The organism is Chthoniobacterales bacterium (assembly GCA_039930045.1).
Taxonomy (GTDB): Bacteria; Verrucomicrobiota; Verrucomicrobiia; order Chthoniobacterales; family DASVRZ01; genus DASVRZ01.
In genome coordinates, this window is sequence record JBDSQB010000005.1 from 49,903 (window position 1) to 67,859 (window position 17,957).

Consider the following 17,957-nt stretch of genomic DNA (forward strand, 5'->3'; position numbering starts at 1 on the left):
TTCGCTCCATCGCATGGTTAGATGCTTTCGCGTTGCAACTCATCACGTAATCCCTTCGTGAAGTTAGGATGAGCTTCGCCCCAAGCCAATGCACAATCCCAAGCCTCGCGTAACCGGTCGTCGCCTTCCCAATGTGCAAAGAATCGGCGCAGCTTCGGCTGCTCAAGAACATGCTCCAAAAATCCTGTCTCGATAGCACGCTGCACAGACTCATCGCTGGCCAAGAAAAGTTGCGTCACCGCGGCAGCAAGCTCAGTAAGCATGTCGTCCGCGTCGCTTCGCTTCGCAATGTCGTCGAAACACACCTCAAGTTCTCCGGCAGCCTCGTAACGGGTCGGTGTGTCGCCATCTTGCGGGTCGTCGCGAATGCAACGCAGTAGGTATTCGAGGTGGTCGTGCATCTAACATCTTATAGACGAAAGCCTACGCCGTCCACACCTGCACGGGGCTGGGGGTGCTGCTGCCGGTGGCGTTTCTGGCTTGGAGCCAGAGTTGATAGGTCTGGCCGGGTTGGAAGGTGATTGTCGCGGGAATGGTCACACTCGTCTCTTCGCGGGTGCCGAGGGCGATCAATTCATTGGCTCCGCCTTCGCCGAGACGCCAGGCTTCGAGCCGGGTGGCACTCTCGGGCAGGGCACCGGTGGAGAGGGTGCGGGCAGTGGGGTTCCAGACGGTCGTGGCCGGGGCGGCAGGAACGGGTTGCACGGGGGAACGCAGCACGTTGATGTCGAATAAAGTATCCACTTGAGCGGGGTCGCCCTGGAAGACGGACATGCCGAGGCCGACCATGCCGTAGAGGGCGGCAGCGGCGGCGACGCGGAGGGGTTCCATGGCGTTTTGCGCGTTGTCGGCGGCGGTCATTTTCGTGGTCTGCGAGGTGCGCAGGGCGCGGGCGGAGTCGGACCACGAGGTAACGGTGACGCCGAGGGCGACGAGCGCGGGCTTGGCGGTTTGCTGGGAAAGGCGGACGCCGAAATCGCGCAGGGCGTCGAGGCGATCCTCGGTGGTGCCAATCGTGAGCGTGTCGCGACCGTGCGGCAGGAGTTCTTTGTAAGTAGGGCCATTGTAGGCGACTGCGCCGCGAATGGTGGTGTCCCAAGTTTCCAGCGGGCTATTCGTGTCGGCATCGGGCTTGCGGGTGAGGCTGTCGAGGCGATCGGTAAAGGCGAAGGTCGCGCCGACTTGGGCGGCAAACGTATTCACTGCCAGGGTCTCGCCTGCGCTCCAACTGGTGGCCACGGCAGCGATGGCGGCCTGGGCCGGGGCGAGTGCGGGGTGGAGCAGGGCAGCGGCGGTGATGCGAGGCAGGGTGGAATCGATCAGTTCGCTCATGAGCGACAGGCTATTGACGGTGGCGGAGTCGAATTGGTTTTCGGCGTATTTCGATGGTGATGTGGACATGGTATTTAACGTGTGTGGTTGGACTTGCGTGGACTGAGCAGAATGAAACTCAACTGCGGGAGGCAGGGCGCGGTGGTCGACAGGGAGGAAGTGGCCCGCCGGACATCCGGCATGGCAGTCGGCAGAGAGGAAGAGGGTTGCCGGACGTCCCGCATCGCAGTGGGAAGAGAGGAACAGTGCTGCCGGACATCCGGCATCGCCATCACTAGAGAGGAATCGGCCCGCCGGACATCCGGGAGTGCTATCGGCAGAGAGGAATTGGGCTGCGGGACATCCGGCAGCGTTATCGGCAGGGAGTCAAGGCGATACTGGATCTTCCTGCTCACCTCCGGCAGCTCCAGTGAGCGATAATCGCCACATTTTCCCCGCAAAACCCGTTGCCGACCCTGCCACAGACCCATTGCCAGTGCAATTGAGTGCCGCTTTCCCTCTGCCGTTGCCGTGCTGGGTGCCATTGAACCGTAATACAAGCGGGAACAAAGAACCCCGTCCAGTTATTCTGGCGATTTATTTTCGTCCATCACTTTACGCGCGATGAGCGGTCGTAGAGGGTTGGCCTCATTTAGTCTTGGCGGCTTTCCAAGCTTTCTCAAATCGTTTGGCTCCATATAGCCGCTTTCGAATCTCGATCGCTTGCGCGACGACCTCGCCGGAAGCGCCGCCGCCTTCATATTGATCGTTGTATTCTACGTTCTGTTTCATCCAACGGATGGTTTTGTCCCACTCGTCCATGTATCCAAAAACGGTGATGATCAGGCTATCTCGACCAATGCCTCTCTTCTTGTCCTCGGCCAAAAGCCAGTCGAGCTGGGACTTGTCGCCAAAAACATATTTGTAGTGGGCGACGGCCAAAAGCGGAACGTATCCCAAGGTTTTTTCGTAGAGATCGAGCGACTGCTTCAACTTCGGATCGTGACGCACCGCCGCTTCATTGATGATGTCGAACATCTGCAACTCGATTTCATGGCGCTTACTGTAGAGCTGATTGAGTCGCAACGGATCGTAGTCAGGGAACGGTGTCGCACCCGTTACAGGCTGAGCAGTGCCAAATAAATCACGAGGGTAATCGCGTTGTTGCGCAGAGACACTCGCGGCAAAGGCCAGCAGGAAAAATGCGATGAATGATGTGCGCATAAGGTTAGAACGGAGTCGGGGGAGGGGTGTGGATGAGGGGGTGGTCTTTCTGCACTCGGGGGTAGAAGGGGGTGGTGCTGGGGCCGGGAGGGGTGGGTCGCGTGGTGTTTAAAGAGGGCAACGGGGGCGGGGCGGTGAGCGGAGTGGGGGACGATTCAGCGGGGCTGGCAGCGGGATTGCCCGGGGAACCGGGGGCGGCGGAGGAGGCTCCGGCGAGGTTGAGGCGGCGGAGGTTGACGGAGAGGTAAACGGCGAACATCAAAAAAAGCACGATGCCGCCGATGATGCCGAGGGTGCGCAGGGTCTGGTCGCCGCCGCGTGGGGCGGAGTGGGTGTGCATGCGGCGCTGGGGGCGGAAGCTGGTGTCGTCGCTGCGCTCGACGTTGAGGTATTGGTAGTTTTCGATGCCGATCCTGGCCGGGGTGGTGAGGCGGGCGAGGCCGTCTTTTACGTCCACTTTCAGGTGTTTGCCGTAGAGGGCGAGGAAGTTGCGCGCGTGGGTGATGCTGGGGAACTGGGTGTAGTCGTCGGCCTCGAGGGCGAGGATGACGGAGGGCCGCATCTTGGTGGTGCTGACGATGTCTTCCACGGAAAGGTCGCGGGCGGCGCGGGCGGCCTGGAGTCGTTTGCCGGGAGAATCGGTCATTGGGGAGGAAGAGGAGAAACCTGAAAGCTGAAACTTGAAACCTGAAGAGGGAACGTGCGGAGTGCCGGTGTTGGGTGTGAAGGATATGGAAGGTTAAAGGGAGAAAAGCCTGCTTCCTTCAGCTTTCAGGTTTCCAGTTTGCGCCTGTGGGGGAAATTGGAGGCGCGATGTCGTTTAACTCCGTTCAGGTTTCTTTTCAAACCAGGCTATCGAGGTCCACGAGGATTTCGCGGGGTTTGGCGCCTTCGCCGGGGCCGAGGATGCCGCGGTCTTCGAGGATATCGACGATGCGGGCGGCGCGGGTGTAGCCGAGGCGCAGGCGGCGCTGGAGCAAGGAGGTAGAGGCTTTCTTTTCCTGGCGGATGATTTCGAGGCACTTGGTAACGAGTTCCTCGTCTTCCTCGCTGATTTCCTCTGCTTCGTCGCCGCCGGTTTCGATCTTTTGCTGGACGGCCTCATCAAAGGACGGCGGCGCTTGGGCGGAGACGAAATCGACGAGTTTCTGGATTTCGTCGTCGGTGACGAGCACGCCCTGGGAGCGGATGAGTCGGCTGGAACTCGGGGGCATGTAGAGCATGTCGCCCTGGCCGAGGAGGCGTTCGGCGCCTTTTTCGTCGAGGATAATGCGGGAGTCGAGACCCGAGGCGACCTGGAATGCGATGCGGCACGGGACGTTGGCTTTGATGACACCGGTGATGACGTCGGCGCGCGGGGTCTGCGTGGCGATGATCATGTGAATGCCGGCCGCGCGCGCCTTTTGCGTGATGCGGGCGATGCCGCTCTCGACATCCGCCGGGGCGGTCTGCATGAGGTCGGCGAGCTCGTCCACGATGACGACGATGTAGGGCAGCCGATTCGGAATGATGAGGTCATCATCGCGGGCGACGGACATTTTCGGAAGCTCGGGCTGGGCCACCACGGCAGCGTTTTCGAGGACAGCATCGGAGATGAAATCGTCGGGCGTGAGTTCGTCGGAGTCGTCGGGGAATTTCTCGTTCTCGGCGTCTTCCGCCGCACGATCGGCATCCAACTCGGCCTGCGTTTTGGGGAGCGGTCGGGCGTTGAAGCTGGCGATGTTGCGCACGCCGAGTTTGGCAAACATCTGGTAGCGGTTCTCCATTTCGTTGATGACCCAACGGAGGGCGAGGAGGACTTTTTTCGGATCGGTAACGACCGGGACGACGAGGTGCGGCAGGGTGTTATAAATCTGCATCTCGACCACTTTCGGATCGATCATGATGAAGCGGAGTTCGTCGGGCGTGAACTTATAGAGAATGCTGGCGATGACGGCGTTGATGCAGACGGATTTGCCCGAACCGGTGGTTCCGGCGACGAGGCAATGCGGCATGGCAGCGAGATCGGCGATGATGGTTTTGCCGTAAACGTCCTTGCCGAGCGCGATGGGGATGCGCGCCTTGGTGTTGGCCCAATCCTCGGATTCGAGGATCTCGCGCAGGGTGACTTTGACCTTTTTCGAGTTGGCGATTTCAATGCCGACGGTGTCTTTGCCGGGGATCGGGGCGAGAATATTGATCCGCTCGGCGCGGGTGGCGCGCTGGATGTCGGCCTCGAGGCTGGCGATGCGATCCACGCGGACGCCTTTCGCCGGATAGACTTCGTAGCGGGTGATCGTGGGGCCCTTCGTGATGTCGCCCGGACTCGCGGCTATGCCGAAATGGGCCAAGGTTTCGATCAAAGTCCGCTGGATTTCGAGGAGTTCCTCGTGGTTCGCCTCGCTGTGGCCGGTAAAATCCCTTTCGTCGAGCAACTCAAAATCGGGCTTCTGGTAGTTGTCGAACGCGCCATCCGCCGAGGCGTTGAGCAGGGCCTGCTCCTTCTTTTCGAGCTTGGGTTTGGCCGCGCTCGGCAGGGGCACCGAGGTGTCGGTGACCTTCGGCGGCGGACGAAACGGGGCGGGCTCCAGCGGGACGCCGACGATCAGATCGTTGGGGACACCTTTTTTGCGGAGGTCTTTTTCGAGGCGGCGCTGTTCTTTTTCCAGGCGATGCAACTCAGCTTCGTGCCGCTCGGCCTCGGAGGCGTGCTGGAGACGGCGTTCCTCGGCGGATTCGAAGGCTTGAATAATGGCGCTCTTGATCCAGGAAATCGTGGCGATGAGCAGGTGAATGGGCCGGATGCCGGTCGCAAGGACGAGGCTGACGAGGTAAACGCCGAGCACGAGCATGGCCGAGCCGGGGCCGCCGAGGAGTTTCTCGAGGAGGCGGGTCCCAAGGTGGTAGCCGATGGTGCCGCCGGGGCCATCGTTATTGAACTCGCGCGCCCAGCTTTGCAAAAACCATGGCTGCATTTGGGCGAGGCACGCGCCGCTGACGATGAAGACGACGACCCAGGGCAGGCGGCGGAGGAGGGGGGAGCCGAGGGCGAGTTTGACTCCGCCGTAGCCGAGGAGCAGCGCCGCGACCAGGTAGGAAGCCGCGCCGATGCAGAGATAACTGAAGCCGGCGATGACGGCTCCGACGGGTCCGACGAAGTTTTGCGCGGGGTTGTTGGGCGGCGATGCGGTGTTAAACCAGACCCAGGTCGGCACGTCGCGCGGCGTGTAGGAGACCAGTGCCATGAAATAAGCCACGCCGAGCACGACCAAAGTGAGCCCGAGGACTTCATTCCAATGACGGGGACGCGAGGTTTTGACAGCTTTGGCGGCAGGAGGCATGGGCGGATGCGATTGTAACCTGTCCCGTCGGACGTTCAACAGGGAAGGTGCCTCGCCGAAGGGAAAATGCGGCGGTCTGGGCCGGGGTTATTCTTCCTTCTCGCGAGCGCGGGTCTCGAAGCGGGTGAATTCTTTGAGGAAGGTCAGCGGCACCTCGCCGACCGGGCCGTTACGCTGCTTGGCAATGATGAGTTCGGCCATGCCTTCCTTCTCTTTTTTATCCTCATCGCCGTCGGCGTAATATTCGCTGCGCATGAGCAGACAGACGACGTCGGCATCCTGCTCGATGGAACCGGATTCGCGCAAATCGCTGAGCATGGGCTTGTTGCCTTTGCGTTTCTCAGATTCGCGGTTGAGCTGCGCAAGAACGACGACCGGAATGTTCAATTCCTTGGCGAGCGCCTTGAGGCCATTGGAGATTTCTGAAATTTCGAGCTGCCGATTGTCCTGCGCCCGGCGGCTGGTGGAACGCAGGAGCTGGAGGTAATCGATGACGATCAACTGGATGTCGTGCTGCGCCTTGAGCCGGCGCGATTTGGCGGCGAGTTCCAATACGCTCAAACTCGAGCTGTCGTCGATAAACATCTGGGCCTGAGAGAGTTTCGAGCCGGCGTCCATCAGGGCGGGGAAGTCGCGCGGACTCAGAAAACCGTCGCGCATGTTGCGCAAATTGACGCGCGCCATGGAGCCGAGGAGACGCTGGGTGAGTTGCGCGCTGCTCATTTCCAGACTGAAAACGGCGACGGCTTTTTGCTCATGCACCGCAACGTGCTCGGCGATGTTCATGGCAAACGCGGTCTTGCCCATGCTCGGGCGCGCGGCGACGACGATCATTTCCGACCCGTGCAAACCGTCGGTCATGCGGTCGATATCGGCGAACCCGGTGGCCAGCCCGGTGATTTGTCCGCGACTCTCGAAAAGCTTCTCGATCGACTCGATGGCGAGCATGACGTTGTCCTTCATCGAGGGCAGCTTCTGTTTCACGCGCTCCTCGGTGATGGCAAAAACCTTGCGCTCCACTTCATCAAGCAATGTGGCGACCTCGCCTTGTTGATCGTAAGACTGCGCGACGCACTCGGTGCAGGTGTTGATGATCTGCCGCAGGATGTGTTTTTCCCGGACGATCTCGATGTAGTAGGAGACGTTGGCCGCAGTCGGAACGAACTCAAAGAGCCGGTTCAGAAACGGCACACCACCAACTTGATCGAGGAGTTTCCGATCACGCAGAAGCTGGGTGATCGTGATGGCGTCGATCTCGACGAAGCGTTTTTGCATGTCGAGCAGCAGCTCGAACATCGTGGTGTGCGCCGGAATGTGGAAATGCCCCGGAGACAAACGCAGCACGCATTCGTCGAGCACTTCCTTGGGATTCAGGAAGATGGAACAGAGCACGCCCAGCTCGGCATCGAGGCTGTGCGGGACAGGACGGTGAGTATCCGGTAAATAAGACTCCGGTTTTTGTGAATAACTTCCGCCGCTGCTTTGCGCGGTTCCCTTCGCTTTCCTTGCGGTGGGATTCTCAGCCAACAAAGTCGCTGAAGAATCTTCAGGCATCGCGGATTACTTCGCTTTGCGAACGTAACGCTTGCGCCCGCCGTCGTCTTCGTCGGCAGGAGCTTCTTCTTTCACAACGACTTCGGGAGCCTTGATGGTGAGCTTCAATTTTGCGACCACATCGTGGTGCAACTTGATTTGGATTTCGAGATCGCCAGTTTCCTTGATTGGACGCTCCAATTGGATGCGGTGACGATCCACTTCCTGGCCGAGTTCCTCGAGGAGGCGGTCGGCGAGATCTTTTGCAGTCACAGAACCGAAGGCTTTGCCGGTCGCGCCGGTTTCGAGCATGAAATTCAGGCGCAGCTTGTTGATGCGGCGGGCGAGGTCCTCGGCTTCGTTGAGTTCGCGAGCTTCGCGCTCAGCACGCTTGGCCTTGAGGTTGTTGATCTGGCGGAGAGTGGTCTTGGTCACCTCATAAGCCTTGCCTTGGGGAAGGAGGAAATTGCGGGCGTAGCCACGTTTGACTTTAACGATGTCGGCCTCGGCTCCGAGGTGCTGGATGTTTTCTTTGAGAATGACTTCGGTGAGGGACATAACGTGGTTCTAGGTAAAAGGCTGCGGGTTTGAAAAAGGGATGGAGATATAGCTCTCGATCTGTGGAGTGTCAAGGTGGAGGTGCGGGCTTTTTCCAGAAGCGTGTCGCTTACCGGAAGAAGTCTTTCGCTTTCTCGAAAAAGCTCCGGTGAATCGGGCTGTTTTCATCGCCGCACGCCTCGGCAAACGCGGCCAGTTTCTCACGCTGCTCGGCGTTCAGCTTCGAGGGGACTTCCACTAAGACCTGCACGATGAGGTCGCCCGCGCCGCGCGATTGCAGGCCCTTGATGCCTTTGTCACGGAGCTTGAAACGCGTGCCGCTCTGGGTGCCTGCGGGAATTTTCAGAGTCGCCTTGCCTTCCAATGTCGGGGCCTGCAATTCACCGCCGAGTGCCGCTGTCGTGAAGGAAATCGGGAGTTCGCAATACAGGTTGTCCTCGTCGCGTTGGAAAATCGCGTGCTCCTTGACGTGGATCACCACGTAAAGATCACCCGCCTCGCCGCCGCGCAAACCCGCCTCGCCGTTGCGGGAACTTCGCAGGCGCGCGCCGTCGTCGATGCCCGCGGGAATTTTGAGTTTGATGCGACTCGACTTCTCGACTCGGCCCTCGCCGTGGCAGGTTTTGCAGGGCTTCTCAATCGTTCGTCCGGTCCCAGAACATTTCGGGCACGTCTGGGACACTTGGAAAAACCCCCGGCTGCTGATGACCTGGCCGCGCCCCTGGCACATCGAGCAGGTGGAAACTTTCGAGCCCGGCTCGGCTCCGCTTCCGGTGCAAGTGCCGCAGGTGTCGGGCTTGGCAATCTCGATTTCTTTCTCCACGCCAAACGCCGCCTCCTCCAATGTAATCTGGAGATCGTAACGCAAGTCGCTGCCGCGCTGGCGTCCGTCGCGGTCGGGCCGCTGCCCGCCTTGCTGGCCAAAGATTTGATCGAAAATGCCGCCGCCACCGCCGCCTTGCTGGCCGAAAACTTCACGGAAAATGTCGAACGGATCGTGCATTCCGCCGCCCGCCGGACCGGCGCTGCCACCGGCAAAAGCCTGATGCCCGTAACGGTCGTAGGCGGCACGTTTGTTGTCGTCCATGAGGACGTCGTAGGCCTCCCCGAGCTCCTTAAATTTATCCTCGGCTGTGTGATCGCCGGGGTTTTTATCAGGGTGAAACTGCACCGCGAGTTTGCGGTAGCTGCGCTTGATCTCGTCGCCGGTGGCGGTGCGGGTGACCGAGAGAATTTCGTAATAGTCGCGTTTGACGGTGGCCATGATTTATCCCTGCGGAGGAGCGGTTTCGGGTGAAACGGTGACGGCTTCCTCAGGGGCGGCGGTGCCGGTGGAAACGACGACATTGGCGGGGCGCAACAGGCGGTCGCGCAGTTTGTAGCCTTTGCGAACCTGGCGAAGAACGATGCCCTCGGGGACCTCGGCGGATGGTTCCTGGGCGAGCGCTTCGTGCTGATTCGGATCAAACTTCTGCCCGACGGCCTCGATGGCGTTGACGCCGAAATCCGCGAGGAAGTCCTGCGTCTGTTTGAAAACCATGTCGAGTCCCATCAGAATGGAACTCCCTTGGGAGTCGTTGCGGGCGGCGGCGAGGCCGAGTTCGAAATTGTCCAAAATCGGCAGCAGACTCTCGAAAAGACGCGAATTGGCGAAGCGGATGGCGTCCTCTTTTTCGCGGGCAGCGCGCTTGCGATAGTTATCAAACTCGGCCTGGCCGCGCAGGGCGAGGTCGCGGTATTTGGCCGCCTCGGCCTGGGCTTCGGCGAGTGGGTCCAGGGGAGTTGCAGTCGGTTCTGCGGGCTCGGTTTTATCTTCGGCAAGTTCTTCGGCGTTCATGTTTTTATCGGGTTTGCTGGCGCGTCTCTGCAGGAAATGGAGGAAGTCGGGGAGAGGCAAGCGTGGTTGGGTGAATCAATCTTTAAATTTTGCGGATGGCGATGAGGGTGATGTCGTCGTTTTGCGGCTGGTTGCCAGCGAATTCGGTGATCTCGTCGGTCAACCTGCGAAGGATGGCGGCGGCACCCTGAGGCGCACTGGACTGGATGGCGAGGTTCATTTTTTCCATGCCAAACTCCAGGCCCTCGTCGTCCAGAGCTTCGGTGACTCCATCGGTGTAAAGCACGATGCAATCGCCAGTCTCGAGGTCGAATTCGAAATCAGCCGTGACCCTATCGAAGACGCCCCCGCTGTCAATTCCGAGTGCCATGCCACGCGGGTTGAGCCGCTCAATCGTCCGGTCTTTGGCCCGGTAAAGCATCGGCGCATCGTGCCCGGCGCGGCTGAGAATGACGTGGTTGCTGCCAGCGGTGAGCAGCAGGTAGGCCATGCTGATGAACATGTCCTCTTTAATGTCGGGAAAGAGCTGGCGGTTCACCTTGTGCAGCACGTCAGCGGCGGAAGTGTTGGCCGGGGCCTGGCTGCGGAGAACGCTGCGACACATGGCCATGATGAGCGACGCTGGGATGCCTTTGCCCGAGACATCGGCGATGGCGACGCCAGTCTGCTGGTCGTTGACCGGGATGTAATCGAAGTAATCGCCGCTGACTTGTTTCGCGGGAATGTTTAGCCCGCAAATTTCGTAGCCCTCGATCTGCGGCGAACTCGACGGAAGCAGGATGCGTTGAATGTCGCGGGCGATATGCAAGTCGCGGTCGAGGCGTTTCTTTTCGCTGGCCTCGTAGTAAACGATGGCGTTGTAGAGCGCGAAGGCCGACTGCTCGGCGATGGATTTGAAAACGCCGAAATCCGCCTCGTTGAACGGCGTCGCCTGCGAGCCATTGGCGAGCGCGAGGACGCCTAGCAATTGTCCGCGATACGTCATCGGCACGACTAGAATCGCCGACGTGTGCAGCGTCGTGTCGCGCAAGCTAGCGAGTCGTGGATCGGATGGATCGTTGATGATGAAAACCGGTTCGCGCGTGGCTAGGACGGAGCCGAGGATGCCCTCGTTTTTCTGCACCGCATGGAGTCGCACGTAGCTCTCCAAGGCTTGCGGAGCGGAGGCGAGTTGCAGGTGAATGTGCGGCGGCAGCTCGATCAGGGGCGGACAGCCTTTCGAGACAAACGCCGGCATGAGCTGAGTTTCATGCTTATCGACGAGATAGAGCGCGCCGCCTTGCGCGTCGAGAATGCGCACCGCGCTTTCCACGATCAACCGATGCAAGTCTGCCGTGCGAATGTCGTCGGAAAACGCCTCGCCGAGACTGTGCAGGAAATCGAACACTCGCGTTTCCTCCAGCCGGATTTCCTCGCGTTCGGAACAGGCAATCGCGATCAGCCGGCTTTGGCGGCGGTAAATGACGATAAACGCCACCGCTATCCCCAAAAGCAGCAGCGTTTCTATCAAGGACCTCATCGCAACGTGTGATTAAGCCCTCTGACGACGCAGGGAAAGGAAATTGGGCCGATATTAGTTCTCGGAGCCCGCGCCGACATGCAGGTCGGTCTTCAGATATTCCAGAACATCCTTAAAGCGGGCCTCATTTTCCGGAGCCGCCTCGACCAGAGCCTCGTGCGCCTCGAGCATCGTCTCAGCCGTGTTCGATTTGGAGAAAGCATTGGAAGTCAGCTCCTCGACGCCGCTGTTCGGATAATAATTTTTCGCCATGTCGTCGGCGGAATCGAGCTCGAACAAATGATCCAGCCCGAGGTTTTGCAGGAGATCGGTGTTGCGCTCGTTGCTGTTGATCACATGCAGATTGCCCTGGCCCAGCTCCCGGAGTCGCAATCCCATGCCGGCCAGTGTTCCCATGAAAGTCGAGTCCATCACCGAGCATTGCTTCAGATCGAGCACAAACTCGCGATGCCCGCGGTTCATCATTTCACGCGAGAAATCCTTCATGCCCTGACTGTTTTGGAACGAACCTTTGCCTTCGACTTTGATCCAAACCACCTTGTTATTACAGCCGACTAATATGGATGCTTGCTGACTCACTTTTGTGTTAGGGATAATCGTTGGGTGGGAGAGTGGTGTCAAATCTTCTTGGCCTCGACTCTTCTAATGCATAAAGCCTGCCACCACCGCTTCTTTTCCCGCTGTGAGTGGGCGCTTCAGGTGCCATCCTATTCAACTTCACGACTATGAACTTAGATCCCATTGAAACTCGCATTCTTGGCTGTCTCCTTGAAAAGGAACGACTTACGCCCGAAAATTATCCGCTCAGCCTCAATTCCCTCACCGCCGCCTGCAACCAGACGACGAACCGCGAGCCCGTGGTGGATTTCTCGGAAAAACTCGTCGAGGAAACCCTGGCCAACATGCGTGAGAAAAAAATCGCCACCGTTGTCTTCGGTGCTGGCTCACGTGTGCAAAAATATCGTCACAACCTCGGCGACCATTTCACCCTCACTCCCGCCGAGATCGCGCTCCTCTGCATTCTTCTCCTGCGCGGCCCGCAAACCGTGGGCGAACTCCGCACCCGCAGCGAACGCATGACTCCGTGGGAATCCCTCGCGCAAGTCGAGTCGGTGCTCACCGGCCTCGCGGCGGGCGACGAACCACTCGTCCGCCTGCTCCCGATGCGGCCCGGGCAAAAAGAGCAGCGCTACCTGCAACTCCTCGGCGCGACCATGGAAATCGAAGTCCCGTTGGACACTCCGTCCGCTCCGGCGACTCCCACTCGAATGGACCGCATGGAAGCCGAACTCGCCAGTCTCCGAGCCGAGTTTGAGTCGTTTCGGAAACAATTCGAGGGCTAAAAGCTTTTCTAACTTTTGACGGCCTTGGCGCGCGGACGTTTGACTGGCTTCGGCAGCGCGCGGGTGATTTTTTTCAACGGCTTGTTTGCCATCAGTGGAGTCACTTTCGAAAGCGGGCGCGACTGGCCGTTTTTCGCGGTCGGATGCGGGACGATGGCGTCGAGACAGGAGCGCACGGCGGCGGCCAGCTTGGCGGGAGGATAAGGTTTCGGCAGGAAATTTTGGCCGTCGCGCAGGGCATAACCTTTGGCGATGAGGTCGATGCTGTAACCGCTGGTGTAAATGACTTTGAGTTCGGGCCGCGTCTTCAGCATCCGCTCGGCGAGTTGCAATCCGGAGATGGCCTCGGGCATGACGATGTCGGTGAGGAGCAGGTCGATTTCGTTCTGTTTTTTGGCCCAGATTTTGAGGGCTTCGACGCCATTTTCCGCGCAGAGAGTTTTGTAGCCTTGCTCGGTGAGAATGGTGTCCACAAGCAGGCGGAGATTTTCCTCGTCTTCAACAATGAGGACGGTTTCGCGTCCGCGCGGCAACGTCTTGGGAGTGGTGAGCTTCGGCTCCTGCGGTTGTTCCGCCTGTGAACTGGTCGGGAGGAAAACGCGGAAAGTGGAGCCTTTGCCGACTTCGCTAACGACGTCGATCCAGCCGTTGTGCTGTTGGACGATGCCGTAAACGGTGGCGAGTCCCATGCCGGTGCCTTTGCCGACTTCCTTGGTGGTGAAAAATGGCTCGAAGATATGACCACGAGTCGCCTCGCTCATGCCGCAACCGGTGTCGGTGACAGAAAGGCAGATAAATTTGCCTGCGATGGCTTCGCGGTTGGCACGGCAATCAGCGGCGGTGATTTCTTTTTCCTCGGTCTTGATGATGAGTTGACCACCGTCGGGCATGGCGTCGCGTGCGTTGACCACGAGGTTCATGATGACTTGCTCGAGGCTGCCGTGATCGGCGTGAATCGGCGGAAGCTCTTGGCTGAATTCGGTCTTGAGCTTGATGTGCTCACCGATGAGGCGGTTCAGCATGGAGAGCAGTCCGGTGATGGCTTCGTTGAGGCCGAGACCGCGAAGTTGCATGATCTGCTTGCGGCTGAAGGCAAGGAGCTGCCGGGTGAGGGCGGCGGCGCGGTCGGCGGCGACGGAAATTTGCTCGAGCGATTCCTGGGTCCGTTCATCGACGCTTTTCGAGAGCATGCTCAAACTCGCATGGCCCTGGATGACGGTGAGAATGTTATTGAAGTCGTGCGCGACGCCGGCTGCGAGTTGGCCGACGGCTTCCATTTTCTGCGACTGGCGAAGCTGCGCCTCGAGCCGGAGACGTTCGGAAAGATCCTGCCAGATGAGGATGGCGTAGGTTTGTTTTACGAGGGAAAAAGTCTCGCCGGAGAGCAAAGTGGACCGCGGCTGCCCAGCTTTGTCGAGAACGGTGATCTCGATATTCGTGAGGGAATGCTCGGCGTGCAGGCGCTGGCGGATGATCGACGGCGTCTGGTCGTCGTCCCAAAGACGGAACGCGGCGGACGTGTGATCGAGCACGTTGTCGCGCTCTTGGGAGGTCATTTTTAAGAAGGCGTCGTTGCAATCCTCGAAGTGATCCGTGCTCAAACAGACAATCGCCATCGGAAACGGGCTGGAGCGAAACGCCTTGGAAAAACGTTCCTCGGAGACGCGCAACGAGTCCTGGGCCGAGGTGCGCTGGACGATTTCCTCCTGGAGATGAGTCAGGGTGAGATTGAGGTCCTTCGTGCGCTGGGCGACGAGGCGGTCGAGATTTTCGAGAGAGAGCCGAGCCTGCTTGGCGAGTGTCCATTTTTTCGTGAGCGCGTGGGCGAGCTGCACGACTTCGATGTTGTCGAAGGGTTTTTTGAGAATGAGCAGGCTGTCCGTCCGCTGCGGATTGGCGGTCATTTCCTCCCACGAATAATCGGAATACGCCGTGCAGATGACGATCTGGATGTCGTCATCGAACTCCCAAATATGGCGGATCGTCTCGATGCCGTCCCAGCCCGGCGGCATGCGCACGTCCACGAAGGCCATCGCGTAGGGACGTCCCTCGGCGAGAGCTTTTTTCACGAGTTCGAGCCCTTCCTTGCCCTGAAAAGCGGAGTCCATCTCGAAGACAGCGGTCGGTGCCGAGGAGCGACTGGCTGAAGCGGATTCCTCGCCAAAAAGGGACGCTTCCGCATCGTTCAAGGCCGACGCATTGCTGCGGGTGCGGCCGAGAATCTTATTAAAATCCTCATGAATCGCCGGATTATCATCAATAATCAGGATGCGGCGATTGGTCTCTGGAGGGGTGGCGGTCATGATTAAGATTTTGCGGTGGCGACGGGCAGTTCCAGGATGAAGGAGGCACCCTGTCCGGGACCTTCGCTTTCGGCGCGGAGCGAGCCACCCATTTCTTGAGCAGCCAGCGCGCCAATGTGGAGTCCAAATCCGTGTCCGTCTGTTTTCGTGGTAAAACCGTGCGAGAAAATTTTCGTCAGATTATCCGGCGCAATGCCGCAGCCTTGGTCGCGCACGGTGATTTTGACTTTGTTGTTGCCGTTAAGGGCGGCGCTGACGGTGATTTTGCGATCTTTGCGCGGCACCTCCTCCATCGCATTCTTGGAATTGCGAAGCAGATTCACTAAAATCTGGAGCACTTTGTGTTTTTCGACCGCCACATTGGGCAGCGCATCGTCGTCTTTGCGGACGACTTTGATTCCATTCCGGGTGAATGACGGAGCGTTAATTTGCATCGCGTCCTCGACAAGATCCTTGGGAGAACACGACTCGACCATGCCCGACACTTTTGCGTAGCTCTGCTGCATCGAGACGATGTGTTTAATGTGCTCGACGTTTTTGATCAGCATCGCCAATTCATTCACCATATCGACATGTTCCTCGCTGAGATGTTCAGTCAGGCTCACCAGATAAGTCGGGAGCTGCTTGCCTTTCGGATCGGAGGAAATGTATTTGCCGAGATCGTTGGTGTGCTCGCGGAGGAGGGTGGTGACCTTTGCCAGACTGGCCAGTTTGGAGTTTTTGATCAGGTCGCTGAGGATGGTGGAGGAAACGTTGACGCTGTTCAGGACGTTGCCGACGTTGTGTAGTACCCCCGTCGCCACCTCCGCCATGCCAGCCTGGCGCGAAATGTCGAGCAGCTGGAGTTGGAGCGTGTCGAGTTCCATTTCAGCCTGTTTCTGCTCCGTGACATCGAGCAGGAACCCGTGGGTATAGACCTGATTCTTCACCGGATCGCGCACGATGGCCGACTGATCGCGGAACCAATGCAGGCGTCCGTAACGGTCGTAAACGCGGTATTCGCAGATGAATTGGTCGCCATTCCGATCCATCAACTGCGCCTTGGCCTTGAACGTCTCCTGATCGTCTGCGTGGAGCCGCTCGTCCCAGATTTTCGGATTTCCAACCCATTCCTCCTGGGTAAAACCGAGGATGCCCTCGATCTGCGGGCTCACATAAAACCACCCGCCGGACTGGGTGCTCTCGGCGTTGTAGGTGATCATCGGAAGCTGCTCAACCAAGGTGCGATATTTGATCTCGGCGGCGCGCAGATTCTCCTCGACCCGTTTGCGCTCGGAGATTTCGTGCTCCATCGCCTCGACTTTTTTGTTCAACTCCTCGGGCACTTTCTGCAACGCCCGATCCTGACCCTGCACCTCGTCCAGCATTCGATTGAAAGCCGTGGTGAAAACCCCAATCTCGTCGTTGCCACCCTTCGGTGCGCGCAGTGTGTAATCGCGGCGCTCGGTGATTCCCTGCGCCGTCCGCAAAAGCTCCAAAAGTGGCGCCGAGACGATGGCTTGGAGCCGCGACGCCAGAAAGATCGAAAGCGCAATCACCGCCGCCAAAATCAGCAAAGTCGCCACGCTATGAAACCCGATCAGATGCTCTTGGGTGGATTGAAAATCATCGACGATCAGCAGCGTGCCGAGCCGGGACTTATTCTGCATAATCGGCTGGCGCAGCACCAGATAAGGTCCATTGCGAACCATCCCATCCGGCGCGTCCTTCAGGATCAATGCCTTGTCTTGAGTCAGACTGCCAAACTCTGCAAAAATCGCATGGTTCGGGAGCTGGATTTGCGAGTAAACGATCCCCGGCTTGGCCGTCAGCGACTGGAGCAAGGCGTGCGCGACTCCCATGTTTCTGGTCTGGAGGAGCGGTGTGGCGTTTGCTGAAACCATCTTGCCCAGCACTTCGACATCGGTCTTGATCGTGGTGCGCAGGTTAAACCATTCGTAGGTAAAAAAGCAGGCCGAGGCCAGCGCCAGCGACGAGGTGCTGGCGACCAAAAGCATGAACATTAGCTTTTTGACCAAGGGTATGTTCCGAAATATCTGCATGTCCAATCATGAGACTAGCAGCTTTGGAGCCACTCCGGCTCATATCGGCGATTTGCCCGAAATTATTTCTTCGATTCCACGAATAAGGAACTTTTCGGCCCAACCAAGCCGCAAAAATGAGAAACGCGACTCAGTCTTTGTTCTGCCGATCCCAGAGAAATTTAATGGAAACCAGGCAGGCCAGTCCCACCGCCACCAGCGCGTAGGCGAGGGGACGGGCCTGAAAGTCGGCCACGATTTTCTCCTCAATCTCGGCGGCGCGAGTTGCGCCATTTCGCAGTTGGTAACGCGCCCGCTTGGTCGCTTTTGCAGAATCGCTAAGGAGTTTTTCTGCCACGAGCGAGCCGAGATTTTGCAGCTTGCCGAGATCGTCAGAGGCGCGTTCGAGAAGTCGTGAAGCGGGAGTTTTCATGCGAGTTCCATTCGTATCGCACGACTGGGCCAGAGGCAAAACTATTTACGGCTGCGAAGTGACCGGCACCGGCGGTGGACTTTGCAACGCCAGCGGCGTTTTTCGCAGGTAAAACATCGCCATGCCACCCTGGTAAAACACCGAGACCAGCATGAGCAGCGCATAGGCCACCTTCATCAGCGGCTGCAACGCGCCCGCCGCATCGCCCTCAAACCTTGGCAAACTCTGCAACTGGAGCAGCAAATTCTCTGGCAAATCATTCATCGGCAGAGTCGGCGGATGCGCCAGACTCCGCAGGCAATATGACAGAATCACTAGAAGCAATCCGAGTTGCGATCCGACCAGCCAGCCCGTGGCGCGAGTTTGCTGCTGATGGAGAAACCACCGGCCGCGGAGTTCGATTCCACCCAAAGTCACCAGTGCGACTCCGACCAAGGCCCCCGTGGCATCGCGCCAGATCGCGGCGCAAAGCAGACTGAGCGCGCCCATCAAGACGAGGCTCGTGCCGTCGAAAAAAGACAGCTTGGAAATTTTCTTCTGCAACATTGGCTCACA

Annotated in this window: 16 protein-coding genes; 1 reads left to right on the forward strand and 15 read right to left on the reverse strand. The window is 58.8% G+C overall.

Annotated elements, in window-relative coordinates:
- Positions 1-17 precede the first annotated feature (17 nt).
- From ABIT76_04785 to ABIT76_04835, 11 genes are all read right to left on the reverse strand, one after another.
- The gene (locus tag ABIT76_04785) at positions 18-401 is read right to left on the reverse strand and encodes a hypothetical protein (protein MEO7932457.1); all 384 of its coding nucleotides are present in this window, start codon (positions 399-401) and stop codon (positions 18-20) included.
- 22 nt (positions 402-423) lie between these two features.
- Complete coding sequence (locus tag ABIT76_04790) at positions 424-1,401, reverse strand: hypothetical protein (GenBank protein ID MEO7932458.1); 978 nt, start codon at positions 1,399-1,401, stop codon at positions 424-426.
- 558 nt (positions 1,402-1,959) lie between these two features.
- Complete coding sequence (locus tag ABIT76_04795; protein MEO7932459.1) at positions 1,960-2,535, reverse strand: hypothetical protein; 576 nt, start codon at positions 2,533-2,535, stop codon at positions 1,960-1,962.
- 4 nt (positions 2,536-2,539) lie between these two features.
- Entirely contained in the window at positions 2,540-3,181 is a 642-nt protein-coding gene (locus ABIT76_04800) for a helix-turn-helix domain-containing protein (GenBank protein MEO7932460.1), read from the reverse strand.
- Between the two features lie 196 nt (positions 3,182-3,377).
- Positions 3,378-5,855: a DNA translocase FtsK gene (locus ABIT76_04805; GenBank protein MEO7932461.1), complete on the reverse strand. Its 2,478-nt coding sequence runs from the start codon at positions 5,853-5,855 to the stop codon at positions 3,378-3,380.
- Positions 5,856-5,942: 87 nt separating this feature from the next.
- On the reverse strand, positions 5,943-7,382 hold the full coding sequence (gene dnaB / locus ABIT76_04810; protein MEO7932462.1) for a replicative DNA helicase: 1,440 nt from the start codon (positions 7,380-7,382) through the stop codon (positions 5,943-5,945).
- A gap of 33 nt (positions 7,383-7,415) precedes the next feature.
- On the reverse strand, positions 7,416-7,946 hold the full coding sequence (gene rplI / locus ABIT76_04815) for a 50S ribosomal protein L9 (protein MEO7932463.1): 531 nt from the start codon (positions 7,944-7,946) through the stop codon (positions 7,416-7,418).
- Positions 7,947-8,055: 109 nt separating this feature from the next.
- On the reverse strand, positions 8,056-9,210 hold the full coding sequence (gene dnaJ / locus ABIT76_04820) for a molecular chaperone DnaJ (protein MEO7932464.1): 1,155 nt from the start codon (positions 9,208-9,210) through the stop codon (positions 8,056-8,058).
- 3 nt (positions 9,211-9,213) lie between these two features.
- Positions 9,214-9,783 carry a nucleotide exchange factor GrpE gene (gene grpE / locus ABIT76_04825; GenBank protein ID MEO7932465.1) on the reverse strand — a complete coding sequence of 190 codons (570 nt, stop codon included), beginning with the start codon at positions 9,781-9,783 and terminating at the stop codon, positions 9,214-9,216.
- A gap of 82 nt (positions 9,784-9,865) precedes the next feature.
- The gene (locus ABIT76_04830) at positions 9,866-11,302 is read right to left on the reverse strand and encodes a GAF domain-containing SpoIIE family protein phosphatase (GenBank protein MEO7932466.1); all 1,437 of its coding nucleotides are present in this window, start codon (positions 11,300-11,302) and stop codon (positions 9,866-9,868) included.
- A 54-nt stretch (positions 11,303-11,356) separates the two neighbouring features.
- On the reverse strand, positions 11,357-11,881 hold the full coding sequence (locus ABIT76_04835) for an STAS domain-containing protein (protein MEO7932467.1): 525 nt from the start codon (positions 11,879-11,881) through the stop codon (positions 11,357-11,359).
- A gap of 146 nt (positions 11,882-12,027) precedes the next feature.
- Between ABIT76_04835 and ABIT76_04840 the strand changes: the two genes are divergently transcribed.
- Positions 12,028-12,645: a YceH family protein gene (locus tag ABIT76_04840; GenBank protein ID MEO7932468.1), complete on the forward strand. Its 618-nt coding sequence runs from the start codon at positions 12,028-12,030 to the stop codon at positions 12,643-12,645.
- Between the two features lie 8 nt (positions 12,646-12,653).
- On the opposite strand, the gene ABIT76_04845 is transcribed toward ABIT76_04840, so the two are convergent.
- From ABIT76_04845 to ABIT76_04860, 4 genes are all read right to left on the reverse strand, one after another.
- Positions 12,654-14,948 carry a response regulator gene (locus tag ABIT76_04845; GenBank protein MEO7932469.1) on the reverse strand — a complete coding sequence of 765 codons (2,295 nt, stop codon included), beginning with the start codon at positions 14,946-14,948 and terminating at the stop codon, positions 12,654-12,656.
- A gap of 2 nt (positions 14,949-14,950) precedes the next feature.
- Positions 14,951-16,945, reverse strand: a complete 1,995-nt coding sequence (locus ABIT76_04850; protein ID MEO7932470.1) for an ATP-binding protein — start codon at positions 16,943-16,945, stop codon at positions 14,951-14,953.
- 175 nt (positions 16,946-17,120) lie between these two features.
- Positions 17,121-17,402 carry a hypothetical protein gene (locus ABIT76_04855; protein MEO7932471.1) on the reverse strand — a complete coding sequence of 94 codons (282 nt, stop codon included), beginning with the start codon at positions 17,400-17,402 and terminating at the stop codon, positions 17,121-17,123.
- A 45-nt stretch (positions 17,403-17,447) separates the two neighbouring features.
- Complete coding sequence (locus ABIT76_04860) at positions 17,448-17,948, reverse strand: hypothetical protein (protein MEO7932472.1); 501 nt, start codon at positions 17,946-17,948, stop codon at positions 17,448-17,450.
- Positions 17,949-17,957 lie beyond the last annotated feature (9 nt).